Annotated in this window: 15 protein-coding genes and 1 tRNA gene; 4 read left to right on the plus strand and 12 right to left on the minus strand. The window is 32.6% G+C overall.

From position 1 onward, the window contains the following. Nucleotides 1–2: 2 nt before the first annotated feature. The 9 genes from QO190_RS00605 to QO190_RS00645 form a co-directional block, all read right to left on the minus strand. Nucleotides 3–77: transfer RNA gene (locus tag QO190_RS00605), tRNA-Val, on the minus strand. Nucleotides 78–130: 53 nt separating this feature from the next. Next, nucleotides 131–1315, minus strand: coding sequence for a folylpolyglutamate synthase/dihydrofolate synthase family protein (locus tag QO190_RS00610; protein WP_371461063.1), 1185 nt, complete (start codon nt 1313–1315; stop codon nt 131–133). Between the two features lie 253 nt (nt 1316–1568). Further along, nucleotides 1569–2432 carry a ferric siderophore ABC transporter substrate-binding protein gene (locus tag QO190_RS00615; protein ID WP_371460756.1) on the minus strand — a complete coding sequence of 288 codons (864 nt, stop codon included), beginning with the start codon at nt 2430–2432 and terminating at the stop codon, nt 1569–1571. Between the two features lie 67 nt (nt 2433–2499). Beyond that, nucleotides 2500–2895 (minus strand): biopolymer transporter ExbD, encoded by a 396-nt coding sequence (locus tag QO190_RS00620; protein ID WP_069797459.1) that lies wholly within the window; start codon nt 2893–2895, stop codon nt 2500–2502. A gap of 33 nt (nt 2896–2928) precedes the next feature. Next, nucleotides 2929–3612, minus strand: a complete 684-nt coding sequence (locus QO190_RS00625; RefSeq protein WP_069797457.1) for a MotA/TolQ/ExbB proton channel family protein — start codon at nt 3610–3612, stop codon at nt 2929–2931. 161 nt (nt 3613–3773) lie between these two features. Continuing rightward, nucleotides 3774–4232, minus strand: a complete 459-nt coding sequence (locus QO190_RS00630; RefSeq protein ID WP_069797455.1) for a hypothetical protein — start codon at nt 4230–4232, stop codon at nt 3774–3776. A gap of 152 nt (nt 4233–4384) precedes the next feature. Next, entirely contained in the window at nt 4385–7078 is a 2694-nt protein-coding gene (locus QO190_RS00635; protein WP_371460757.1) for a carboxypeptidase regulatory-like domain-containing protein, read from the minus strand. Nucleotides 7079–7190: 112 nt separating this feature from the next. Further along, a complete protein-coding gene (locus tag QO190_RS00640; RefSeq protein ID WP_371460758.1) occupies nt 7191–7730 on the minus strand; it encodes a hypothetical protein in 540 nt (179 codons plus the stop codon). A gap of 50 nt (nt 7731–7780) precedes the next feature. Continuing rightward, on the minus strand, nt 7781–9415 hold the full coding sequence (locus QO190_RS00645; protein ID WP_371460759.1) for a hypothetical protein: 1635 nt from the start codon (nt 9413–9415) through the stop codon (nt 7781–7783). Between the two features lie 341 nt (nt 9416–9756). Between QO190_RS00645 and glmM the strand changes: the two genes are divergently transcribed. The 4 genes from glmM to QO190_RS00665 all read left to right on the plus strand — a co-directional run bounded on the left by glmM (nt 9757) and on the right by QO190_RS00665 (nt 14275). Continuing rightward, entirely contained in the window at nt 9757–11139 is a 1383-nt protein-coding gene (glmM, locus tag QO190_RS00650; protein WP_371460760.1) for a phosphoglucosamine mutase, read from the plus strand. Nucleotides 11140–11325: 186 nt separating this feature from the next. Beyond that, nucleotides 11326–12696 carry a tetratricopeptide repeat protein gene (locus QO190_RS00655; RefSeq protein ID WP_371460762.1) on the plus strand — a complete coding sequence of 457 codons (1371 nt, stop codon included), beginning with the start codon at nt 11326–11328 and terminating at the stop codon, nt 12694–12696. Nucleotides 12697–12736: 40 nt separating this feature from the next. After that, nucleotides 12737–13207: a hypothetical protein gene (locus tag QO190_RS00660; protein ID WP_371460763.1), complete on the plus strand. Its 471-nt coding sequence runs from the start codon at nt 12737–12739 to the stop codon at nt 13205–13207. 39 nt (nt 13208–13246) lie between these two features. After that, complete coding sequence (locus QO190_RS00665) at nt 13247–14275, plus strand: hypothetical protein (RefSeq protein ID WP_371460765.1); 1029 nt, start codon at nt 13247–13249, stop codon at nt 14273–14275. Here QO190_RS00665 and QO190_RS00670 read toward each other — a convergent pair. From QO190_RS00670 to QO190_RS00680, 3 genes are all read right to left on the minus strand, one after another. Then, the gene (locus QO190_RS00670) at nt 14272–15537 is read right to left on the minus strand and encodes a DUF6080 domain-containing protein (RefSeq protein WP_371460767.1); all 1266 of its coding nucleotides are present in this window, start codon (nt 15535–15537) and stop codon (nt 14272–14274) included. The two genes, QO190_RS00665 and QO190_RS00670, sit on opposite strands and share 4 nt — an antisense overlap. A gap of 214 nt (nt 15538–15751) precedes the next feature. Beyond that, nucleotides 15752–17296 carry a YdiU family protein gene (locus QO190_RS00675; RefSeq protein WP_371460769.1) on the minus strand — a complete coding sequence of 515 codons (1545 nt, stop codon included), beginning with the start codon at nt 17294–17296 and terminating at the stop codon, nt 15752–15754. 65 nt (nt 17297–17361) lie between these two features. Beyond that, nucleotides 17362–19725 (minus strand): penicillin-binding protein 1A, encoded by a 2364-nt coding sequence (locus tag QO190_RS00680; protein ID WP_371460771.1) that lies wholly within the window; start codon nt 19723–19725, stop codon nt 17362–17364. Nucleotide 19726 lies beyond the last annotated feature (1 nt).

Consider the following 19726-nt stretch of genomic DNA (forward strand, 5'->3'; position numbering starts at 1 on the left):
TGTGGGTCCTGAGGGATTCGAACCCCCGACCCTCTGGGTGTAAACCAGATGCTCTGAACCAACTGAGCTAAGAACCCTCTTTCACGATTTCTCGTTTTGAGTGGTGCAAATATACAACTTATTGCGATTTCTACAAATTTTTTTCTAAAAATTCTCCCACTACAAAGTTACTTCCGCCCACAAAAATCATTTCTTCGGGTTTACATTTTATTTTAGCTGCCTGAAAACCAGCATCTACTGTTTCAAAAATTTGAAAATCTATTTTTGCGGAAATTAGTAAATTTTCATACTCTTTTGGACTTCTTCCTCTGCTAATAGAGGGCTTTACAAAGTAATATTGAGCATTTTGGGGTAAAATTTTCAATACCTCATCTATTTTTTTATCATTCACAAAACCAAGGACAATGTGTTTATACTTTTCAATGGCATTCAATTGGGCAAAAACCATTTCTAAACCAGCTTGATTATGAGCAGTATCACAAATAATCAATGGATTTTCTGAAAACTGAAACCATCTTCCGATAAACTTGGTGTTTTGGTGAACTTTCATCAAGCCTTTTTCAAGAGAACTTTCAGAAATTTTTATGTTTTGTTTCCTCAACTCATCTACCAAAGCCAGAACTACTCTTATATTTTTCTTTTGATAATTTCCCTTCAAATCGGTTTCTAAATCAGTAGAAATTTCGGTGGCATCTATAAATTCTGAATGATTTTCGATGGCTTTTTGTTGAATAATATTTTTAACCAAATCTCTTTCGTCGCCAGAAATAATGGGGATATTGGGCTTTACAATCCCTGCTTTTTCTGTGGCAATTTCTTCCAGAGTTTCTCCTAAAATATTCTGATGGTCTAAGTCTACATTGGTAATAGCAGAAACTAAAGGTTTTATAATATTGGTAGAATCTAATCTGCCACCTAAACCTACTTCAATAATGGCAAAATCTACCTTTTTTTGATAGAAATATTCAAATGCCATAATAGTTGTAAATTCAAAAAAAGAAGGAAGAATTTCTTCTGGAATATTTCTCAATTTTTGAATAAAATCAAAGACAAATTCTTTCTCACAATTGACTCCATTAATTTTAATTCTCTCAGTAAAATCAATTAAATGAGGAGAATTATACAAACCAACGATGTAACCTTGTTCTTGTAAAACCGAGGCTAACATATTACTGGTAGAACCTTTGCCATTGGTGCCGCCAATATGTATGGATTTTAATTTTTCTTGAGGATTTCCAAAAAAATCACATAGTTTGGTAATATTTTCTAAACCAGGCTTATAGGCTTTTTGACCATCAATTTGATAATTAGGCATTTGTACAAAAAGCCAATCTAGTGCTTCTTGGTAAGCGTCTGGAGTAAAAGAAATGGGAGTATTTTTTGACACAAAATTTTTTGTTCAAAGATAAAAGGAAATGTAGAATTTTAAAAATTTGATTTAAGCAAAACCAGTGTTTCCGTTGCTGAATTGCGCCCCGAGTTGAGCGGAAATCCTTTTATGCGCGGCAGCGAAGCTGCCGCGCATAAAAGATTGGGAGCGGAACGAGGAATTTGGCGCCCAAAAAATTCTAAAAAGTAATTTTATATGTTCCAGTAGAATTGGTGGAGGCTTTTTCGGCTTTTACGTATTTTTTCACCCAAATTACCGCAGCAGTAACGACACATGGATCAGAAATCCCACTGCTTCTACGCGCTGAAATCACGTTTCCAGCTTTGTCTACCGTATAAGAAATGGTAATGGTTCCGTTTGCTGTACAGTTATGAGAGGGCTGTTCTCCACCTTTTCCCATGGTTCCGGGAATATAAGAAATAAGTTTTCTGTCTACACCAATTTTGCTGTCACCATCTCCTTTTCCACCAAGAGGATCGCCAGAATTCCCCACGGTTCCATCAGTTCCTTGCGTCCCAGTTTTAGTCCCTCTTCCTTTGATAAGATTGCCAATTGCGGCGGTTCCTTGTCCGTCACCTTGAGCATTTTTGGCAGTGGTATTGCTGGTAGATGATGTTTTAGAAGTAGTGGTTTTAGATGCTGTAGTTTCCGAAGATTTCGTAGATTTTTTTTCGGTTTTCTCTGTTTTTACGGCAGTAGTTTTTTCAGATTTTCCTGTGATGATTTTTTCTGCAGGTTTTTCTACTGCTTTGGGAGTTTCTACTATTTCTTGAGGTTGCGGTTCAGGAGTTTTTAATTCTTCTGGGATATAAATATCTGCAGAAGCTAAACTTCCTTCTTGATTAGCGGGTTCTTCGGCTCCGTTTCCGTTTCTATTGTCGCCGAAATTAATCAGCATAGTGGTTACTTTCTCTTCTTTTGGGATTTCTCTCACGAATTGGTAATAAAAAATCAACAAAAACAACAATGCCGAAATCAGCGCAGTAAGTGTTGCACTTTTTAGCTTGTCTATTCTTTCGTCTCGTTTATGTTGAGTTATCATTTCCAATATGAGTTTTGGCTAAATTTGATTTTAATTTCTATAAATGGACTTAGTCCATTCCAATTGATTATTCTTGAACGGTAGCAATCGCTAAGCCATATTTGTGTTTTTCGGCGATTTCCATGGCATAAACTACATCTTTATGCTTGCAATTTTCGTCTGCTCTAATCGTAAAAGTAGGATTAGGTGAACCTTCTACCAATTTTACAATATTTTGTTCTAATTGTTCTTTTGGCGTTTCTAAATCATTTACAAAATACTTGCCATCTGCATTTATTGTAACAGTTGTAGGATCTGTAACACTAGGATCTTGAGCTGCAGCTTTTGGTAAATTCACATCTATTGCGCTTTGGCTAATCGCAGAACTGGTAATCATAAAGAATATCAATAACAGAAAGATAATATCTGTCATGGAAGCCATACTAAATTCGGCGCTTACTCTATTTCTTCTTTTCAATTCCATACTTAAAAAGTTTGAGGTTAGGTTTTAGAAGAATTAAAGTGGTTTGTTTAGTGTATCTAAAAACTCATTCACGTGAGTTTGAATTTTTAGCACCAATCTATCTACATTGGTCACCAAAATATTATAGAAAAAATAGGCTGGAATTCCCACAAATAAACCAACTGCCGTAGTTGCCATCGCAGTATAAATTCCCGATGCTAATAGTTTCGGTGAAACTGCTCCCGTAACATTAGAAATTTCGAAAAACGCCATAATCATTCCGACTACCGTTCCCAAGAAACCTAACATAGGTGCAGCTCCAGAAGCTGAAGCAAGAATATTCAGGTTTTTTTCTAGTTTAGAAACTTCTAACTGTCCTTGGTTTTGCATTGCATTTGAAATATCAGAAATGGGTCTTCCTATTCTGGTTAAGCCTTTTTCTATCATTCTGGCTTCTGGAGAATCTGTTCTTCTGCATAAATCTATGGCAGATTGTATTCTTCCGTCATGAATGCAGTCTTTAATATTTTCTAAAAAATTAGGCGTTTCTTTAGAAGCTCTTTTGATGAAAAAATATCTTTCGAAAAAAACATATAATGCTAAAATTCCCAAAAGAAAAATAGCAATCATAATGGTATTTCCTATAATTCCTCCGCTGAAAAGTACATCCCAAAGTGAAAATACTTGTTTCTCTGTCACTTTATTGTTAATGATAGTAGTCGTGGCTTGTAAAAACATAATGAAAAATGTTAAGTTCGAATTTCTAAACGATAAATTTAGTGAAAAATTGTAGAATTTCTCGTAGCAATGAATGTTTTTTGAAAAATACTTTTCAAAAAAAACTTTAAAAATAAAATAAGATTCTGATGGTTTTAAACGGGAAAGAAAACAGCAGAAAGTTACTCTTCTATTTCGATATCATCTGCTTTGAAATGACATTTCAATTTAAAAGGAATGGGTTCATCTGAACCGGTATAGAAATCATCTATTTTCCCTTGCCAGAATAATTGTAGCACATCGTCTTCGTCTTTAGAAAAACTAAGTTCATTCTCGTAGAGATAGGCTTCTTCGTCGTCATAAAGGTCTACTTCTGTATAGGTTTCTTCGTCTGTATCTTCTATACGGAATGTTTTTCCTTCTAATTCATTAGAATCAATAGGAAATTCGAATACGTCTAAGGATAGCTGAGGAAAATTATATTGTAGAGAATCGTCTTCTACATGGTCTAAAGAATCATCTGTAATGATTTCTACTTCCAGAAAATTTTTTGAATTGAGATAAACCGCCTTGCAATATGTGCTAGAGATATGGTATTTAAGGGTTTCTTCTGGGTGATAGATTTTTAAAATCCCTTTCATGATGGTGTGTTAAAAAAAATGATTGTTTTTAAGTTTAAAAAAAATGATTGTCTTTAACAAAGATAAAAAATTTATAAAACCATAAAAGGTTTTTCGTTAAAAATCATAAAAAACGCAGTAAAAAATTTACTGCGTTCGTTATTTTGAAAAATTTATTTGAAGTTAAACTTCAGCGTGAGTACCACTTGTCTCGGTCTAATGTTTACCGTGGTGTAAGAAGTTTGATTTAAAGTAGGATCAAAAGCTACATTCTCGAATACATTATTATTGGTAATATTCAGCACTTTCAGTTCTAAATCTATTTTTTCTTCGGACATAGAATATTGGTAAGAAAGGTCAAAGAAAGCATTTTTAGCAGTTCTTTCTCTATTGCTAGAGTGCAATTCGTCCCAAGTGAATCCTAATGTGTGATTCTTGAAAGGATATACATAAGCAGAAAGTGCGTGATTAAATGAATTGGTTTTGTTATTAAACCTTGCATCATCTGGAGATTTTGTGTTGTTAAAATTCCAATTGGCATTATAATCTACACTTAACCAAGAGAAATAATTGTTATTAAATTTAACACTTACGCCTTGATTTCTACCTTCTACATCTATAAAACTAGATTCAGTGGGTGTAGAATTGGCTGGTAATTGCTGATAATTACTCAATGAATAATTATATCCTACGGAAGCATTGGTTTTTAACTTAGGAAAATATTTCCCGAGTTCTGTTCTTGCAGAATTGGTTTTACTATTGTTTTCTAAATTATAACCTTCTAATATAAACTGCTGGCTATTAATATTTAATTTATTAAGATAAGTGATATTACTTGTTCTATCATTAAAGTTATAGCTCACATTAAAGAAAATGTTATTCAATGGATTTCTGTATTCTAACCTTGAACCCACAAAATTTGACTTTGTTTGCTGAATATCAGTATTTTTTGCAGACAAATTTTTTGCAGACAAAAGAATAAAACCATTATAAAGGTCATTGATGCTTCCAAATGAATTGGTAATTCCTGCGAAAGTTGAAAATTTCCAGAATGAGGTTAAATCATATCTCATGAAAAACCTTGGATCATAGGTGATTTTATTCAAAGTTTTATCCAAATTATTGGTTCCAGTTGCAGAAATATTATTAAAATTCACAGGGAAACTTAAATTCACATCTAAACCTTCTCTCTTGTAATTTACCATCATTTGTGCATAAGGTTTTAGATTTTTAAAATCAATATCATTTTCCAAAGCAACTCCTTTAAACTGATAATCCTGAATGGTGTTTCCTGTAACACCGTTTACATCTGAAAGAAGTTTGTTATTGGTATAATTAAGACCAACTTCTGGGGTAAAAGTCCAATTCTTTTTAGACAAACCAATTGATGCAGAATGTACCGCTTCGAAAGTTTTAAGATTAAGGAATTGATGCACCACATCACTATTATTTCCACCATCTACATTATCAAAAATCTCTACATATTTCGCTGGATTGATGAATAGATCTTGCTTATCATCTCTATAGCTGATGAAAGACATCGCGTTTACCAGTCTTTCTTTCCAAGGAATAATGGCACTTAATGAGTTTTGAAAACTATTAGACGGTGTTTTAACTTTTTGATTAGCAAAATTATTATTATTGCTCACACTTGAAGCGTCTCCGTTCCAAAGTCCGTTATAAGTAGTGGTATTTTTAAAGAAACTTTTGTTGGCGTTTTTAGAGAAAATAATTTCACCTTTTGCTTGATTAGTATAGTGATTACTTCTCGCAAAATTAACATTTCTCAAATTATTATCAGCGGTATACACTTTAGTAACACTCTCTTTATCAATTGCATTATTGGCATAACTTGCATTGGCTTTTAACTCCCATTGCTTCGAAAGATTGGTCAAAACATTAGCAGATAAATAATGTACATTATTAAATAAATATCTTTTTACAGGCACATTTTGAGGCGGAGATGAAGATTCCACAGAAAGCCAAGAATTTTCAGAAAAATTTCTTCTCATTCCTTCAAATCTATTTCCAAAAGCCAGAATATTATTCTCTTTTTCTACTTCTTCTCCCATATTATTGGTCTTGTAATTCAAAACCCATTGGTATTTTTGAGTAAAAAGCATCGGAGAGAGTTTTACATTCCAAAGAGATGGCGCCACACCAAGAGAAGTTTCTCCTCTTCCTGTCATGGTAATAGATTTTTTGAGCTGCACATTAATCGCCGCATTTTCTGAAGAAAGTTTATCCTGAAGAATTTTTACAGGTTGATGATTTTCAAGCACTTCTACTTTTTGCACAGCATCTTTTGGGAGAGAATTATTGATTACACCGTAACTTCCTTCCATTAAATCTTTTCCGTTTACATAGAATTTGTTAATCGGTTCACCTTGATAGAGAATAGAACCATCTTTATTCACTTCAATCCCAGGAATTTTTTTCAAAACATCCGCTAAACTTCTGTCTGCTTTGCTTTCGAAAGATTTTAAATCATAAGAAATGGTATCGCCACGTTTGGTAATGAGTTTAGTTTTCAGTTTTACTTCCTTAATTTCTGTGGCTTTTTCTTGAAGCACAAAATTCAAAGTCTGAGTTGCGTTATTATAATTTTCGGTGATGGTTTGGTGGTTAAAAGCTTTTACTTTTACAAGAATTTTTTCATCATTACTGGTAAAAGTCACTTTATAATTTCCTTTGGAATCGGTAATTGCATATTCTAAAATGGCATTTTTCCCTATTTCTTCTATGGTTACACTTGCGCTTGCAAGCGGTTTTCCATCATCATTTTTTACGGTACCAGAAATGGTTTTTTGAGCAAAAATTACAATTGAAAATAATAAAATAAAGGTAAATGAAAGTATTTTTTTCATGTTTAAAAGTTTATCACTAAAGCATTAGTAATAGATGATTGGTTTTTGTTACAAATTTTAAAGAAATAGGAGGTCATAACTAAAAAACTCTTGTAATAATTACAAGAGTTTTTTAGTTTTTTTTATAAACTGCGTCTATTTTTATCGTTTTCCATTCTTTAGTGCTTTCGTCATAAATTAGGTTGTTATTAAATTTTAATTGAATGGTATTATTATCAATTATTTTAAAATCAATTATTTTAGTTTCAGATACTGTTCCGTCTCTATTTAATATAGGCGCAGTTTTTAATATCTTAAAATCTTTTTTGCTAAGATACGCTCCTGTAGGATTTATTAGAACTTCTGTATAATCTGAAGGATAAGTAATTGGTGGTTTAGACATGTACCCAATCAATGCATCACAATATAAGGTGTTTTCTTTGCTATCCCATATTCTTATCGGAGTTTTGCTTAAAATTAAACTAAATTCTTCAAAAAGATTAGTATTGTAAACCCCATCAGAATTCGCATCTATTGCATAATCTGAATTTATAGATAGTGGAATATACTCACCAATATACCTTTTTGCAATTAGATTGGAGTCGTCCTCATTTCTATTGATACAAGAATTTACTAAAAAAACAATTAATGTTGAAAGAAAAATTTTTTTCATACTTTATTTATTTATAAAGAAGGCAAAATTTTGCCTTCTTTACTTAATTATTAAAATTGAACTTGTAAAGGGACAAGAGAAAATTCAACAAATCCATTTGAAAATTTTCTTAACTTATAAATACCATTTTCTTTATTAATTGGGTTATCATAGAATTGAATATCTTTTTCTCCAATCAAATCACTTCCTGTATTTATAACAACAGTAAAAGTATTTGATTGAGAGGTTTCATAAGAAGCTCCAAATTTCAACCCTATTTTTTTTAACAATCCTGTAGAAGGCTCAAGCGAAAAATTAGTATTAAATTTGCTTGATCTTGTTTCTGAACTTGTAGTAGTAGTTGTCGCATCATTTTCTTTAAAAATAAATTTCCAATGATTCGCAAAATTATTTAAATCCCATGTACTAAATTCTAATCTTATTCCATTAGGAACAGCTGTATTCATTGTCTTTAGTCCAGAAATTCTAGGTTTATACCATGTTTTTCTCCAAAACCACCACCCCGTCGTTTTTTTATCCCATGCTATCTCAAATAAATCATTAGGAGATGCTGAAAATCCATTACTAACAGCTGCACCTAAATTTGATGATTTTGCTCCATACGAACAATCAACTATTATTTCAAAACCTCCGTCAGTCCATGCTGTCTGTGATCCAACTCTTTGCCAAGTATCTTTCAATTTCGGGTCTTTATATATTTCATTAAAAGAATCTGACAATTTATTGAATGCCTGAATTGGATTCCCAGTCATTTTAAAAGTTGCTATATGTTCTCTATATTTCCCTCCATTAATTGCTCCTGATGTATTAGTTGGAGTTAGACCATAATAAATATTATCTCTGTGCCAACCATAAGAATCATTTGCAAATGTATCATAAGCATTTTTTAAACTTTGAGGTATAAAATTATCATTTGCTCCCTCAAAACCAGACAATGTTCCCTGCGTACTACTAATAAAAATAGGATCAAAATTATTATCTATAAATTTATAGTCAACTGATCCATCTGTATCAATCACTCTTGTATTTAATTCATTATATGTTGCGTCTATGCTAGAAACAACCCTTTCATTTTCTTTAAGAACAACTATAGGCCAACTTGGAACATCTTCAGGAGCAACCAAATAATTAAAATCATCCCTACCAATAACTGGAGTGTAAGTAATATTATCTAACCTTAGTGCTACGTCAGGAATTTGCTCGATGTCGTTTACATCCCAAAGTTCTGCTGAAAAACTCTCTTCAGGAAGTTCTGGTACAAAAATAGTGAGAAGAGGCAAATTATTCTCAAATGCTATAAGCTCTGCTTCGCTTTCAAAAAAAGGAATTAAAAACTCATGCAGTGTCAAAAACTCCACATTTGTAGATTTCAACAAAACACTAGAATTGATAGGTTTGTCTTTTATTGAATGATACAAAACATCTGTATCTTTATTAAATCTTTTAAGTGCCTCTTTTTTTAAAAGCATTCTAAATTCTTGATTGTGTAAAGCTTTAGAAATACCTTTTCCAAATTTTTCCATGATTTTTCCTTTTTGATTGAAAGGAATATTTTCGTACTTAATTTCTTTGTTTTGTGAATCTCCCGATTGCATATCATCTCTTAGGCTTAAATCATTTGAACAACTAGTTACACTAAAACCAATCAATCCTATAGTGAAATATTTAAAAAATTTCTTATTCATTTTGCTATTTTTTTTGGTTAATAATTGTTTGATATATGAAAAATTTCACGTCTAGAATAGAAATGTTTTCATGGTTATCTTCCACAAAAATGAAAAAAAAAAAAAAAACTACGCAAGTTTTTTCTTGTAAAATAGAGCAAATTTTCAAAAACCCAGTGATTTTTTACGAAAAGACAGTTGTAAATTAATTTTACAAAAATTATGTTAAACAAAAACATATTATCTAAAAATATTCCCACACTATTGCTTATATATTTTTCCACAAGAAACGTATTACTGTTGTTAAATTCATTAATTTTGCAGAAATTTAATTTTCAAATAAAAATTTATCTCAACATCATATGTCTTTAATCAAAAGTATCTCAGGAATCCGTGGAACAATCGGTGGTAAAGTAGATGATAATCTTACGCCAGTAGATGTAGTAAAATTTACAGCAGCTTTCGGAACTTGGCTTCAAAAAAATAAAAATAAAAAAGATTTAACCTTAGTCATTGGTCGTGATGCCAGAATTTCTGGTGCAATGGTTAATTCATTGGTTACCGCTACTTTACAAGGATTAGGAATTCATGTAGTAGATTTAGGACTTTCTACCACCCCAACTGTGGAAGTGATGGTTCCAGAACTGAATGCTGATGGCGGAATTATCTTAACCGCTTCTCACAACCCGAAACAATGGAACGCTCTGAAATTGCTCAACGAAAAAGGAGAATTTATCAGCGGAAAAGATGGTGCAGAAATGCTAGAAATAGCCGAAAAAGAAGATTTCAACTTTGCCGAAGTTGACGATTTAGGAAAATACGAAACCAGAACAGACGCTTTTGACATTCATATTCAGAAAATTCTGGATTTACCAATGGTAGATGTAGAAGCTGTAAAAGCTAAAAAATTCAAAGTAGTTTTAGATGCTGTAAATTCTACGGGTGGAATTTCACTTCCGCCGCTTTTAGAAAAATTAGGTTGTGAAGTGGTAAAACTATACTGCGAACCAAACGGACAGTTTCCGCACAATCCGGAACCTTTGAAAGAACACTTAACAGATATTTGTGATTTAATTAAAAAAGAAGGTGCAGATGTAGGAATTGTAGTAGACCCAGATGTAGACAGATTGGCACTTATTGACGAAAATGGCGAAATGTTCGGCGAAGAATACACTTTGGTAGCTGTGGCAGACTATTTGCTGAGACATAAGAAAGGAGTTGCAATTTCTAACCTTTCTTCGAGCAGAGCTTTGAGAGATGTTGCTAGAAATCTAGATTCTGAATATTTTGCGAGTGCTGTAGGAGAAGTAAATGTGGTGACTTTAATGAAGGAGAAAAATGCAGTTATTGGTGGAGAAGGAAATGGTGGAATTATTTATCCAGATTTGCATTACGGAAGAGATTCTTTAGTTGGCGTTGCATTATTTTTAACACATTTGGCTAAAGAAAACAAAACCGTATCTGAGTTAAGAGCTACATATCCAGCGTATTACATGGGTAAAAAGAAGATAGAACTTACTCCAAAAATAGATGTAGATGCATTATTGGTAAAAATGCAAGAAGAATATAAAGACGAAGAGATTTCTACAATTGACGGTATGAAAATAGATTTCCCAGAAAATTGGGTTCACCTCAGAAAATCAAACACAGAACCTATTATTAGAATTTATACAGAAGCCTTTTCTCAGCAAGAAGCAGATGAACTGGCAGACAAAATGATAGCAAAAATTAAAAGTTTGATTTAATTGCTGGAAGATGGAAGTCAGAAGATGGAAGTTTTAAAAATTTTCTTTGAAATCCAAACATCTGACACATCAAATAAAGCATTGAAAATCAATTTAAAATATTAAAATTCATTCGATTTCTGAAACAAGAATTCAGACCAATAAAAGTCTAAAATCTTGAATCTAAAATCTCAAATCTTATATCATTTGGAAGAATTTTTTGAAAATGAGCTTGCTAAAAAGTTCGAAGACATGATAGAAAATAACGAACAATTCTACTTTGACACAGAAGAAGTAGAAGACATTGTTATTTTTTATTTAGAAATGGGAGACATCAATTTTGCAGAAATGGCTGTGAATTATGGTTTAAAACTTCACCCTAATTCTATCGAACTGAAAGTTAAGCAATTAGAAGTCTTTTTAGAACTCGAAAAATATGTTCAAGCTCGTCAATTAATTGAAGAGTTGAAACCATCGTGTTCAGAAATTACCGATTTTTTGGTGTGTTGTGCCAAATATTATTCCAACAACGGAAATCCTAGAAAATCAATAGAATTTTGCGAAAAAGCATTAGAACTAGAAGAGGAAGAAAGTTTCTTGCATAATTTCATTGCAGATGAATATTACAATCTTCAAGACCCTTTTAATGCACTGAAAAACTACAAATTAGCACTTAAACACGATCCACAAGATGAATATGCACTAGAAAGTGCGATGATGTGTTATGGCGAAATGAACCGTGATATTGAAGCAGAAGAATTTTTGCAAAATTACATCAATCAGTTTCCTTTTTCGGAAATTGCTTGGTTTGAAATGGGGCAATTCTATTTCAACCGAAAAAACTACGAAAAAGCAATTCAGTCTTTCGATTATTTACTAGCGATTAATTCTGATGCAGCTGGAGTTTATGCCAATAAAGCAGCGTGTTATGAAGCTATGGAACAATGGGAAAAAGCGATTGAGGTTTATGAAGAACAGCTGGAATTAGAATACACCAAAGCTTTTACTTTTTACAAAATTGGATTGTGCTATAAAGCGGCCAAAAAAAATATGGAAGCGCTTCGTGCTTTTCAGAAATCTTTAAGAGAAGATCCGCAGTTTTATCTTTCGATGATGGAGCAGAGTGATCTTTATTTGGAAATGGGAAGCATGAAAGAAGCTCTGCACTTTGCTAAAGAAGCAGTAGCGCTCAATGAAAACAATCTAGAATTTCAGAAGAAATTAGCTTTTCTTTACATAGATTCTGGCAGATTCGAAGAATCACTTTCTTGTCTAAAAAAATTGGTAGATGTAGAGCCAAAAAGATTTTACAATTGGTATGCATACAGCGAAGTAATCATGCTCATCGGAGAATATGAAGATGCGATTACCGTTTTAGAACAAGCCACTAAAATTCACCAGAGAGCAGAATTGTATTATCAGCTCAGCAATTCTTATCTTCACTTAAATGATGAAGAAAACGGACAAAAAGCATTGCAAAAAGCCATAGAATTAGACGAAAGTCTTTCTAGCGATATGCAAGAAAAATATCCTTTTATTAAGGAACAGATTTCTAAAGAAAAGAGTAAGAATAAATAGATTGAGGTTTATTTTTTCAATATTATTTTCCGTTTTTCTTTTGCAATGCAAAGAGGAAACAAAAATTTCTGATGCTCAAGAAATCATTAAAGAATATATTGAAAATCCTGTTTTCGGAAAATCTAACACTGTGTATTTAAATTCTGAGTATTTTTTCCCTAAAGCAACTCAAGAAAGTTTTTCGGTACAGTCGTATTTTGATAAAAGAAATATAAAGTTTCGAAAATCTTCTCAATTAGAAGTTCAAGATTTTGACAGTATAAAATTTCTTCCAACTCATTTCTCTGAAATTAAGAAATTAAATCAGGAAGAATATTTCATCATCTCTAAGCCAATTCTCTCTGAAAATCAGAAATATGCAATTCTAGAAACTGGTATTTTTCATTATAAAGAAAAAGGTTCTCGATTAATTGGAACTTCTGATTTACCCAATTTAATTCATATTTTTCTTTACAAAAAAGAAAACGGAAAATGGAAAAGATTAGAATTGATTACACAAATAAGATTATAAATCCCGAAAATTTCTCGGGATTTTTTCTATTTTTGATCAATGGCAAAAAGAAAAACTAAAGAACCAAAATTCTGGGGAGAAAGTCTAGGTTGCTGGACAAACATTCTCGCAATATTAGCAGGTCCTGCTTTAATTTTATTGTTTTTGGTAGTAAAAAGAATGTTTGAGTCGGATAAACAGCTAATTCCATATTCTATAATTCCAATCATTTTAGGAATTATTTTTGAATTAAAAAGATTAAAATCTTCTTGGAAAGAAATTGCAGGAAAACTTTTATTTACTCTGGCTATAAGTCCTTTAATTGCATTTTTACCTGGAAAAAATGAGCGTAACTATAGTTTTGATGGTCACATTCAGTTTTTTCCCTTTGTTTTTATTTTGGTATTTTTGGTTGTATCAATTGTATATTTTATTGGGAAAAACGAAAAAGAAAAATTAGTTCCCATAATTAGCGAAGGAATAGTTTTACTTCAGTCTATTTCAATCATTTATTTGATAACTTCACTACAATATTTTGACGATATCGGTCCCTTTAAAACTTTAGTTCTCATAGTAGGACTGCTATTTGTCTTAGTCAGTTTATTTTATGCATTTACAGACTATCCTCACAATAGGTTTTCATCAATTTTACTAAGTATATGGAGTTCAGTAATCACCCTTATTTTTGCTGTTAACTTTATAATAAGGGCTTTTGAAAATGAGATTTCTTTTGATGACACTTTAGATTATAACCTCATCACTACTTTACAATACTTTCTTTTGGGAATTTCTTCTATTTATATGCTGAGAAATGCGTATTTAATTTTTGGTTATCTTCCTTCAAAAGGAGAAAGCAGCAGTGATTATAAGAAAAGGAGAAAAGAAATTTCACAAATACATTTTTCTAGATTTTCACAATATCAGGTAAATGTTTGGAGTTCAGTTTTCTGTATCGTTTTTATAGGTTCAATTTTTATGGCAAATTCATATTTAAATATATTTTCTCCCTACACTTTAATTTGGTTGGTTTTCACTTTATTTCCCTATATAATGTACTATTGGGAAGAATATGTTATTAAACCAATTTAGCGATAATTCTGCTCTAAAAACCAAATAAATTCCTCCATTCTATAAATATTATTCGCTACTAAAAAGACGAATAAAATCCCAACAAAAACGGTAAGAAAAGAAAGCATTTTCGGAGAATTTTTATACCCGAAAAACAACCAACCCAACATCATCGGAACTACAAAAATGAAATGTCCGCCGTAAATATAAGAAGTGTGTAAACCAAACTTCAACACGCAGTGAATGATAATATCTACAAAAAATGAAAGCATTAAAATCTGAACGAATTTGTTTTTGAAATTCTTAAAATAACTCCAAAAAACAAGAACCAGAACTGCGCCAACGAAAATATACGGAGCTACAGATGTGAAAACATCCATAAATAGCGCGTTGTAGTGAAATCCTTTTTTATTGTGATAATCTCTCACCACGAAATTAGAAAAAATCATATTTCCACCGAAAAACCAAGACGAAATCATATCCCAAAGTGGTGTAACTTTCGGTTTTGAGAATTTCTCGTATTGTTCACCTGTTTTAGTGAAAATCCTCATGTAATCCCAATCTAATCGGTATAAAAATAACAACACGAAAACCGCTGCTGAAATCACAACTCTAATCGCAGCATTGAAAAAGTTTTTAAAATTCTTGAATAAACCTTTCTCAAAAAGGATAGGAATGTAGACTTTTACAATATTCGTAATGGTTAAACCACCTACTAAAACCGAAGCAAAAGTGAGCGGAAATAGAGAAATTTTCTTTTCTTTTTTGAGTTTTGCCGCTGCATAATAGTTAAAAGCTACCAAAAACAACAAAGTGTAAGTATAAGTTTCTGGCGTGAACGAAAGCAGAATTGGAGTTGTAAAAAATGCAAAGAAAAAGGTAATTAATACATTGATTTTCAATGGAATTCTAACAATGTTTCTTAAATATTTAAACAACTGAACCAAAGCCAAACTCACTGCAAAATTACTGCACCAAGCCAAAACCAAACGGAAAATTTCATTCTTTTTACCCTCTGAAATCCAAAGCGCAAATTCTCTGATAAAATCGAAGAAATAATTAGAAAGCGGATGTCTCTCGAAACCACCACCCGTCATCACAATCGAGCGATTATCAAAACTGAAATAAGCATCCCAAGGAATTCTATCATCAAATATAATTCTGTAATTCAGGGCGATATAGCTTCCTAAAATTCCGTAAGAAGTGAGGAAAATGATGAACAAAACCCATTCAATCCCATTGCTTGGAAAAATGAGTTTTAAAGTGTCTTTGAATTTTTTCAAGGATAAAATTTTTGCAAAAGTATTGGTTTCTCACAGATTACACAGATTTTCACAGAAATTTTTTTCTAAAAATATTTTTACGACAAGAGCGAAAAAAAGATAAAATTCGTTTTAAGCCATCCAAAAATAAAAAAAGGTAAAAAAAAACTTCTTTTTTTACCTTTTTTTATTTTTGTTTTCAAACCATTCTTTTGTCTCTTTTGTGGTTAGATTCTTAAGAAGAACAAGAAAGGGAACTGCAACCCACTACTCCTTCATATTTTTCTGGTCTTTTTACCGAAAATTCTGGGTAGATTTCTTCGTAAGGATTTTGAAGAGCGTTCCAAAGTTTGTCAAAAAGTTCTGTTTTGCCTTCTTCCATTTCTGCAATGCAATCGTACAGCAAATAGTTTCTCAAGACAAATTTCGGATTGGCTTTTTGCATGATTTTTCGGCTTTCTTCTTTGGAAATTTGATTGTAAGATAGTCTTTGTCTGTAATTTTCTACAAATTCTATAACCAAAGTTTCTTGTTCTTTATTCAAGTTTTGATGGAAAGAATTTTTGAAATGTTCTATAATATTTGAACCTTCTTCAAGGCTTTCTAACTGACTGAAAAACAAAGTGTAATCTGTAGAAATTTCTTCCATTAATTTTTGCCAAGAAGTAAAGAAATCGGCGTCATATCTTTCTAATTTTTCAAAACCGAATTTCGTAGCCATCATTTCATCATGCTTCTTCCAAAACATTTCACTGTAATCAATTAAGATTTTTTCTAGCGCAGCTTCATCTTTAATTAATGGGAAAAGTGCGTTCGCTAATTGCATTAAATTCCAATGAGCAATATGCGCTTGTTTACCAAAAGCGTATCTTCTTCCTGGTAAATCTGTGGTATTGGAAGTGAAATTGAGGTTATATTCATCTAAAAATGAGAATGGGCCGTAATCTATCGTATTACCAATAATGCTCATATTATCGGTATTCATTACGCCATGTGTAAATCCTACACGAAGCCATTCTACAATCATATCGGCGGTTTTTTCGCCTACTATTTTGAAAAAATCTAGATATTTCTCCGTCGAATTTTTATCAATTTCTGGGAAATAATTTTCGATGGTAAAATCTGCTAATTTTTGTAAAGTATCCAATTCATTTCTAGCTGCCAACAACTCAAAATGCCCAAAACGAAGAAACGTTTCCGAAGTTCTAATAATAACAGCTCCTTGCTCGAAATCTACATTTCCGTTGTACATGATATCTCTAGCCACTTTTTCTCCAGAAAGCGAAAGAGAAAGCGCTCTAGTTGTAGGAATTCCCAAGTGAAACATGGCTTCACTCATGAGATATTCTCTGATAGATGAACGCAAAACGGCTCTTCCATCTGCATGACGAGAATAAGGAGTTGCTCCTGCTCCTTTCCATTGAATTTCTGTTGATTCTCCTTCTTTATTTTCAATTTCTCCTGCATAAATGGCTCTTCCATCACCTAATTGACCAGCCCATTGTCCGAACTGATGACCTGCATAAGCGGTAGAAAAAGTTTTCACATTTTCTGGAAGTTTGGTAGCGTTTAAAAAATCTGTATCCTCTTGGTTTTCAATTTTACCCAAGCCTATTTCTTCGGCTAAATTTTCGTTAAAGTGCAATAACTGCGCTTTTTTGAATCCATAAATATCGGTAAGTGCAAAAAAGAAATTGGGCGTTTGTCTTTGTACAGGATTTCCTGAAAAATCTCCTGGAAAAAGGTCAAAATATCTCTGTGTAATTTTATCTAAATTCATTTTGCAAAACTAAATGATTTTCAAGAAAAAACCGCTTCAAATAAGATTGAAACGGTTTATCATTTTTATTGATTGAAATCTACTTCGTCTTTGTTCAGATTTTCGTTGAGATTTTCTTCTTTTGGTTTATTATTTTTAGGCTGATTGTCTTTCGGTTTAGGATTTTTGATTTGGTCTATGGTTTGTAATCCTCCATCGTCTCCATAACCGCCAAGTCCTTGTAAATCTGCACAATCTCCCGTCCAATTAGAAGGTTTAGCAAATTTATCATCTGGTGTAATCCCGAGTTCTCTATCTGCCCAAATTTTCTTCATGAAAATTCCCCAAATTGGCAATGCCATTCTCGCACCTTGACCTTCACCTGTACTCCAGAAGTGCGTTGCTCTGTCTTCCCAACCTACCCAAACTCCAGTTGCTAGATTAGGCGTAATTCCCATGAACCAACCATCTGAGTTGTTCTGAGTAGTACCAGTTTTACCAGCTATTTCTACAGTATCAGGAATTCCCATTCTTCTTAACTGACCAGAAGCTGTACCAAATCTTGCAACACCTTTCATCAAGTCTATCATGGTATAAGCGTACATTTCGTTCATGACTTCTTTGGTTTCGTTTTTCACTTCTTTAATTACTCTACCATTAGCATCTTCTATACGCCAAACCATTTCTGGTTTAATGTAATTTCCATAATTTGCAAAAGAATTATAAGCTCCCAACATTTCGTAAATGGTAATATCAGAAGAACCTAGAGCGATTGCATATTCATTTGGCATTTCTTCTGTTACTCCTAAATCTCTAGCCAATTGGATTACTTTTTTAGGACTTACAGATTCTATTAATCTTACAGCAACAGGGTTTTTAGAATGTGCTAAAGCGTCTCTCAAAGTAAGATTACCACCATTACCTTCTACTACCCAATCTCCTTTGGTATAAGTAGCATTAGAAACGGTAGAACAAGGAGTCATTCCTAAATTCATGATTGCTGTAGCATATACAAACGGTTTAAATGTAGAACCAACTTGTCTTTTTCCTTGTTTTACGTGGTCATATTGAAAATGCTTCCAATCGATTCCTCCTACCCAAGCTTTGATATCACCCGTTGCAGGTTCCATAGACATTAAGCCAGCTTGTGCAATTTGCTTATGGTATCTGATAGAATCATACGGAGACATTTCGGTTTCTTTTTCTCCTTCCCAAGTAAAGATGGTGGTTTTGGTAGGCGTTTTGAAATCCATCATAATAGAATCTTCTGAAACCCCTTCTGCAGCCAATTGTTTATATCTGCCTGTTCTTTTCATTGCAGCTAGCATAATATCATCTATTTGCTTTTTCTTCAAGAAATAGAAAGGTCTATTAGGATTTCTGCGTTGTTCATCATCAAAACTTTTCTGAAGACTGGTCATGTGTTCCTTAATGGCTTCTTCTGCATATTTCTGCATTTTAGAATCTAAGGTTACAAAGATTTTAAGACCATCTCTGTAAATATTTACATCTTTACCAGTCTCTTTCTCGTATTCTTCTAAATAGCTATTAATTTCTTTTCTCAAATAATGCTTATAATAAGCAGAATATCCTTCGTCTACAGATTCTACAGGATGGAAATCTACTACGATGGGTTCCGCTACTACTTTGTCATAAGTAGCTTGGTCTATATAGTTGGTTTTAAGCATTTGCTCTAAAACCACATTTCTTCTTTCCTTAGCTCGTTCAGGATTTCTAATGGGATTATTTCTAATTGGAGCCTCTAGCATTGCAACAAAAGTTGCGGCTTCTGAAAGCGTAAGATCTTTAGTAGATTTATTAAAATAAATTCGTGAAGCTAATTCAATACCCTTGGAATTATAATTAAAATCCATTTTGTTAAAGTACATAGTGATGATTTCCTCCTTGGTATACCTTTTCTCCAAGCTTACCGCAACAGACCATTCTTTTAATTTTTGAATGCCTCTCATTAAAGAATTTGTTGCGGGTTTTTTCGTAAACAATAGTTTTGCCAACTGCTGAGAAATAGTAGAACCACCACCTCTTTTACCACGGAATGCTACCGCTCTTGCAAAAGCTTGCAAATCAATTCCTGAGTGCTCACGGAAACGTTCATCTTCTTTTGCCATCAATGCATATACTAAATGCGGCGGCAAATCTTTATAGGTAACCGGAATGGTTTTTTCTTTCTCGAATTTCCCTAAGGTAACGCCATCAGAAGAAATAATCTCTGAAGCCACATAAATATCTGGATTTTCTAATTCTTTTACATCTGGCATATCTCCCAAAAATCCTTGAGATACAGCAAAAAACAAAAATGCTGTTCCTAGAATTATTCCTCCTAAGCCAAGCCAAATGAATTTAACCCATTTTTTATAACCAAAGTTTTTTTGCTTTTTAGGTGGCAACGGAAAATTAAGTGTGCTGCCTTGTTTTACAGTGTTTTCCATA

Source organism: Cloacibacterium sp. Arc13 (assembly GCF_041431305.1).
GTDB classification, from domain to species: Bacteria; Bacteroidota; Bacteroidia; order Flavobacteriales; family Weeksellaceae; genus Cloacibacterium; species Cloacibacterium caeni_B.

Excerpts from the sequence above, each read along its gene's own strand:
- QO190_RS00610 (WP_371461063.1), bottom strand. The coding sequence starts at position 1,315 with ATGCCTAATTATCAAATTGATGGTCAAAAAGCCTATAAGCCTGGTTTA.
- QO190_RS00615 (WP_371460756.1), bottom strand. The coding sequence starts at position 2,432 with ATGATAACTCAACATAAACGAGACGAAAGAATAGACAAGCTAAAAAGT.
- QO190_RS00620 (WP_069797459.1), bottom strand. The coding sequence starts at position 2,895 with ATGGAATTGAAAAGAAGAAATAGAGTAAGCGCCGAATTTAGTATGGCT.
- QO190_RS00625 (WP_069797457.1), bottom strand. The coding sequence starts at position 3,612 with ATGTTTTTACAAGCCACGACTACTATCATTAACAATAAAGTGACAGAG.
- QO190_RS00630 (WP_069797455.1), bottom strand. The coding sequence starts at position 4,232 with ATGAAAGGGATTTTAAAAATCTATCACCCAGAAGAAACCCTTAAATAC.
- QO190_RS00635 (WP_371460757.1), bottom strand. The coding sequence starts at position 7,078 with ATGAAAAAAATACTTTCATTTACCTTTATTTTATTATTTTCAATTGTA.
- QO190_RS00640 (WP_371460758.1), bottom strand. The coding sequence starts at position 7,730 with ATGAAAAAAATTTTTCTTTCAACATTAATTGTTTTTTTAGTAAATTCT.
- QO190_RS00645 (WP_371460759.1), bottom strand. The coding sequence starts at position 9,415 with ATGAATAAGAAATTTTTTAAATATTTCACTATAGGATTGATTGGTTTT.
- glmM (WP_371460760.1), top strand. The coding sequence starts at position 9,757 with ATGTCTTTAATCAAAAGTATCTCAGGAATCCGTGGAACAATCGGTGGT.
- QO190_RS00665 (WP_371460765.1), top strand. The coding sequence starts at position 13,247 with ATGGCAAAAAGAAAAACTAAAGAACCAAAATTCTGGGGAGAAAGTCTA.
- QO190_RS00675 (WP_371460769.1), bottom strand. The coding sequence starts at position 17,296 with ATGAATTTAGATAAAATTACACAGAGATATTTTGACCTTTTTCCAGGA.
- QO190_RS00680 (WP_371460771.1), bottom strand. The coding sequence starts at position 19,725 with ATGGAAAACACTGTAAAACAAGGCAGCACACTTAATTTTCCGTTGCCA.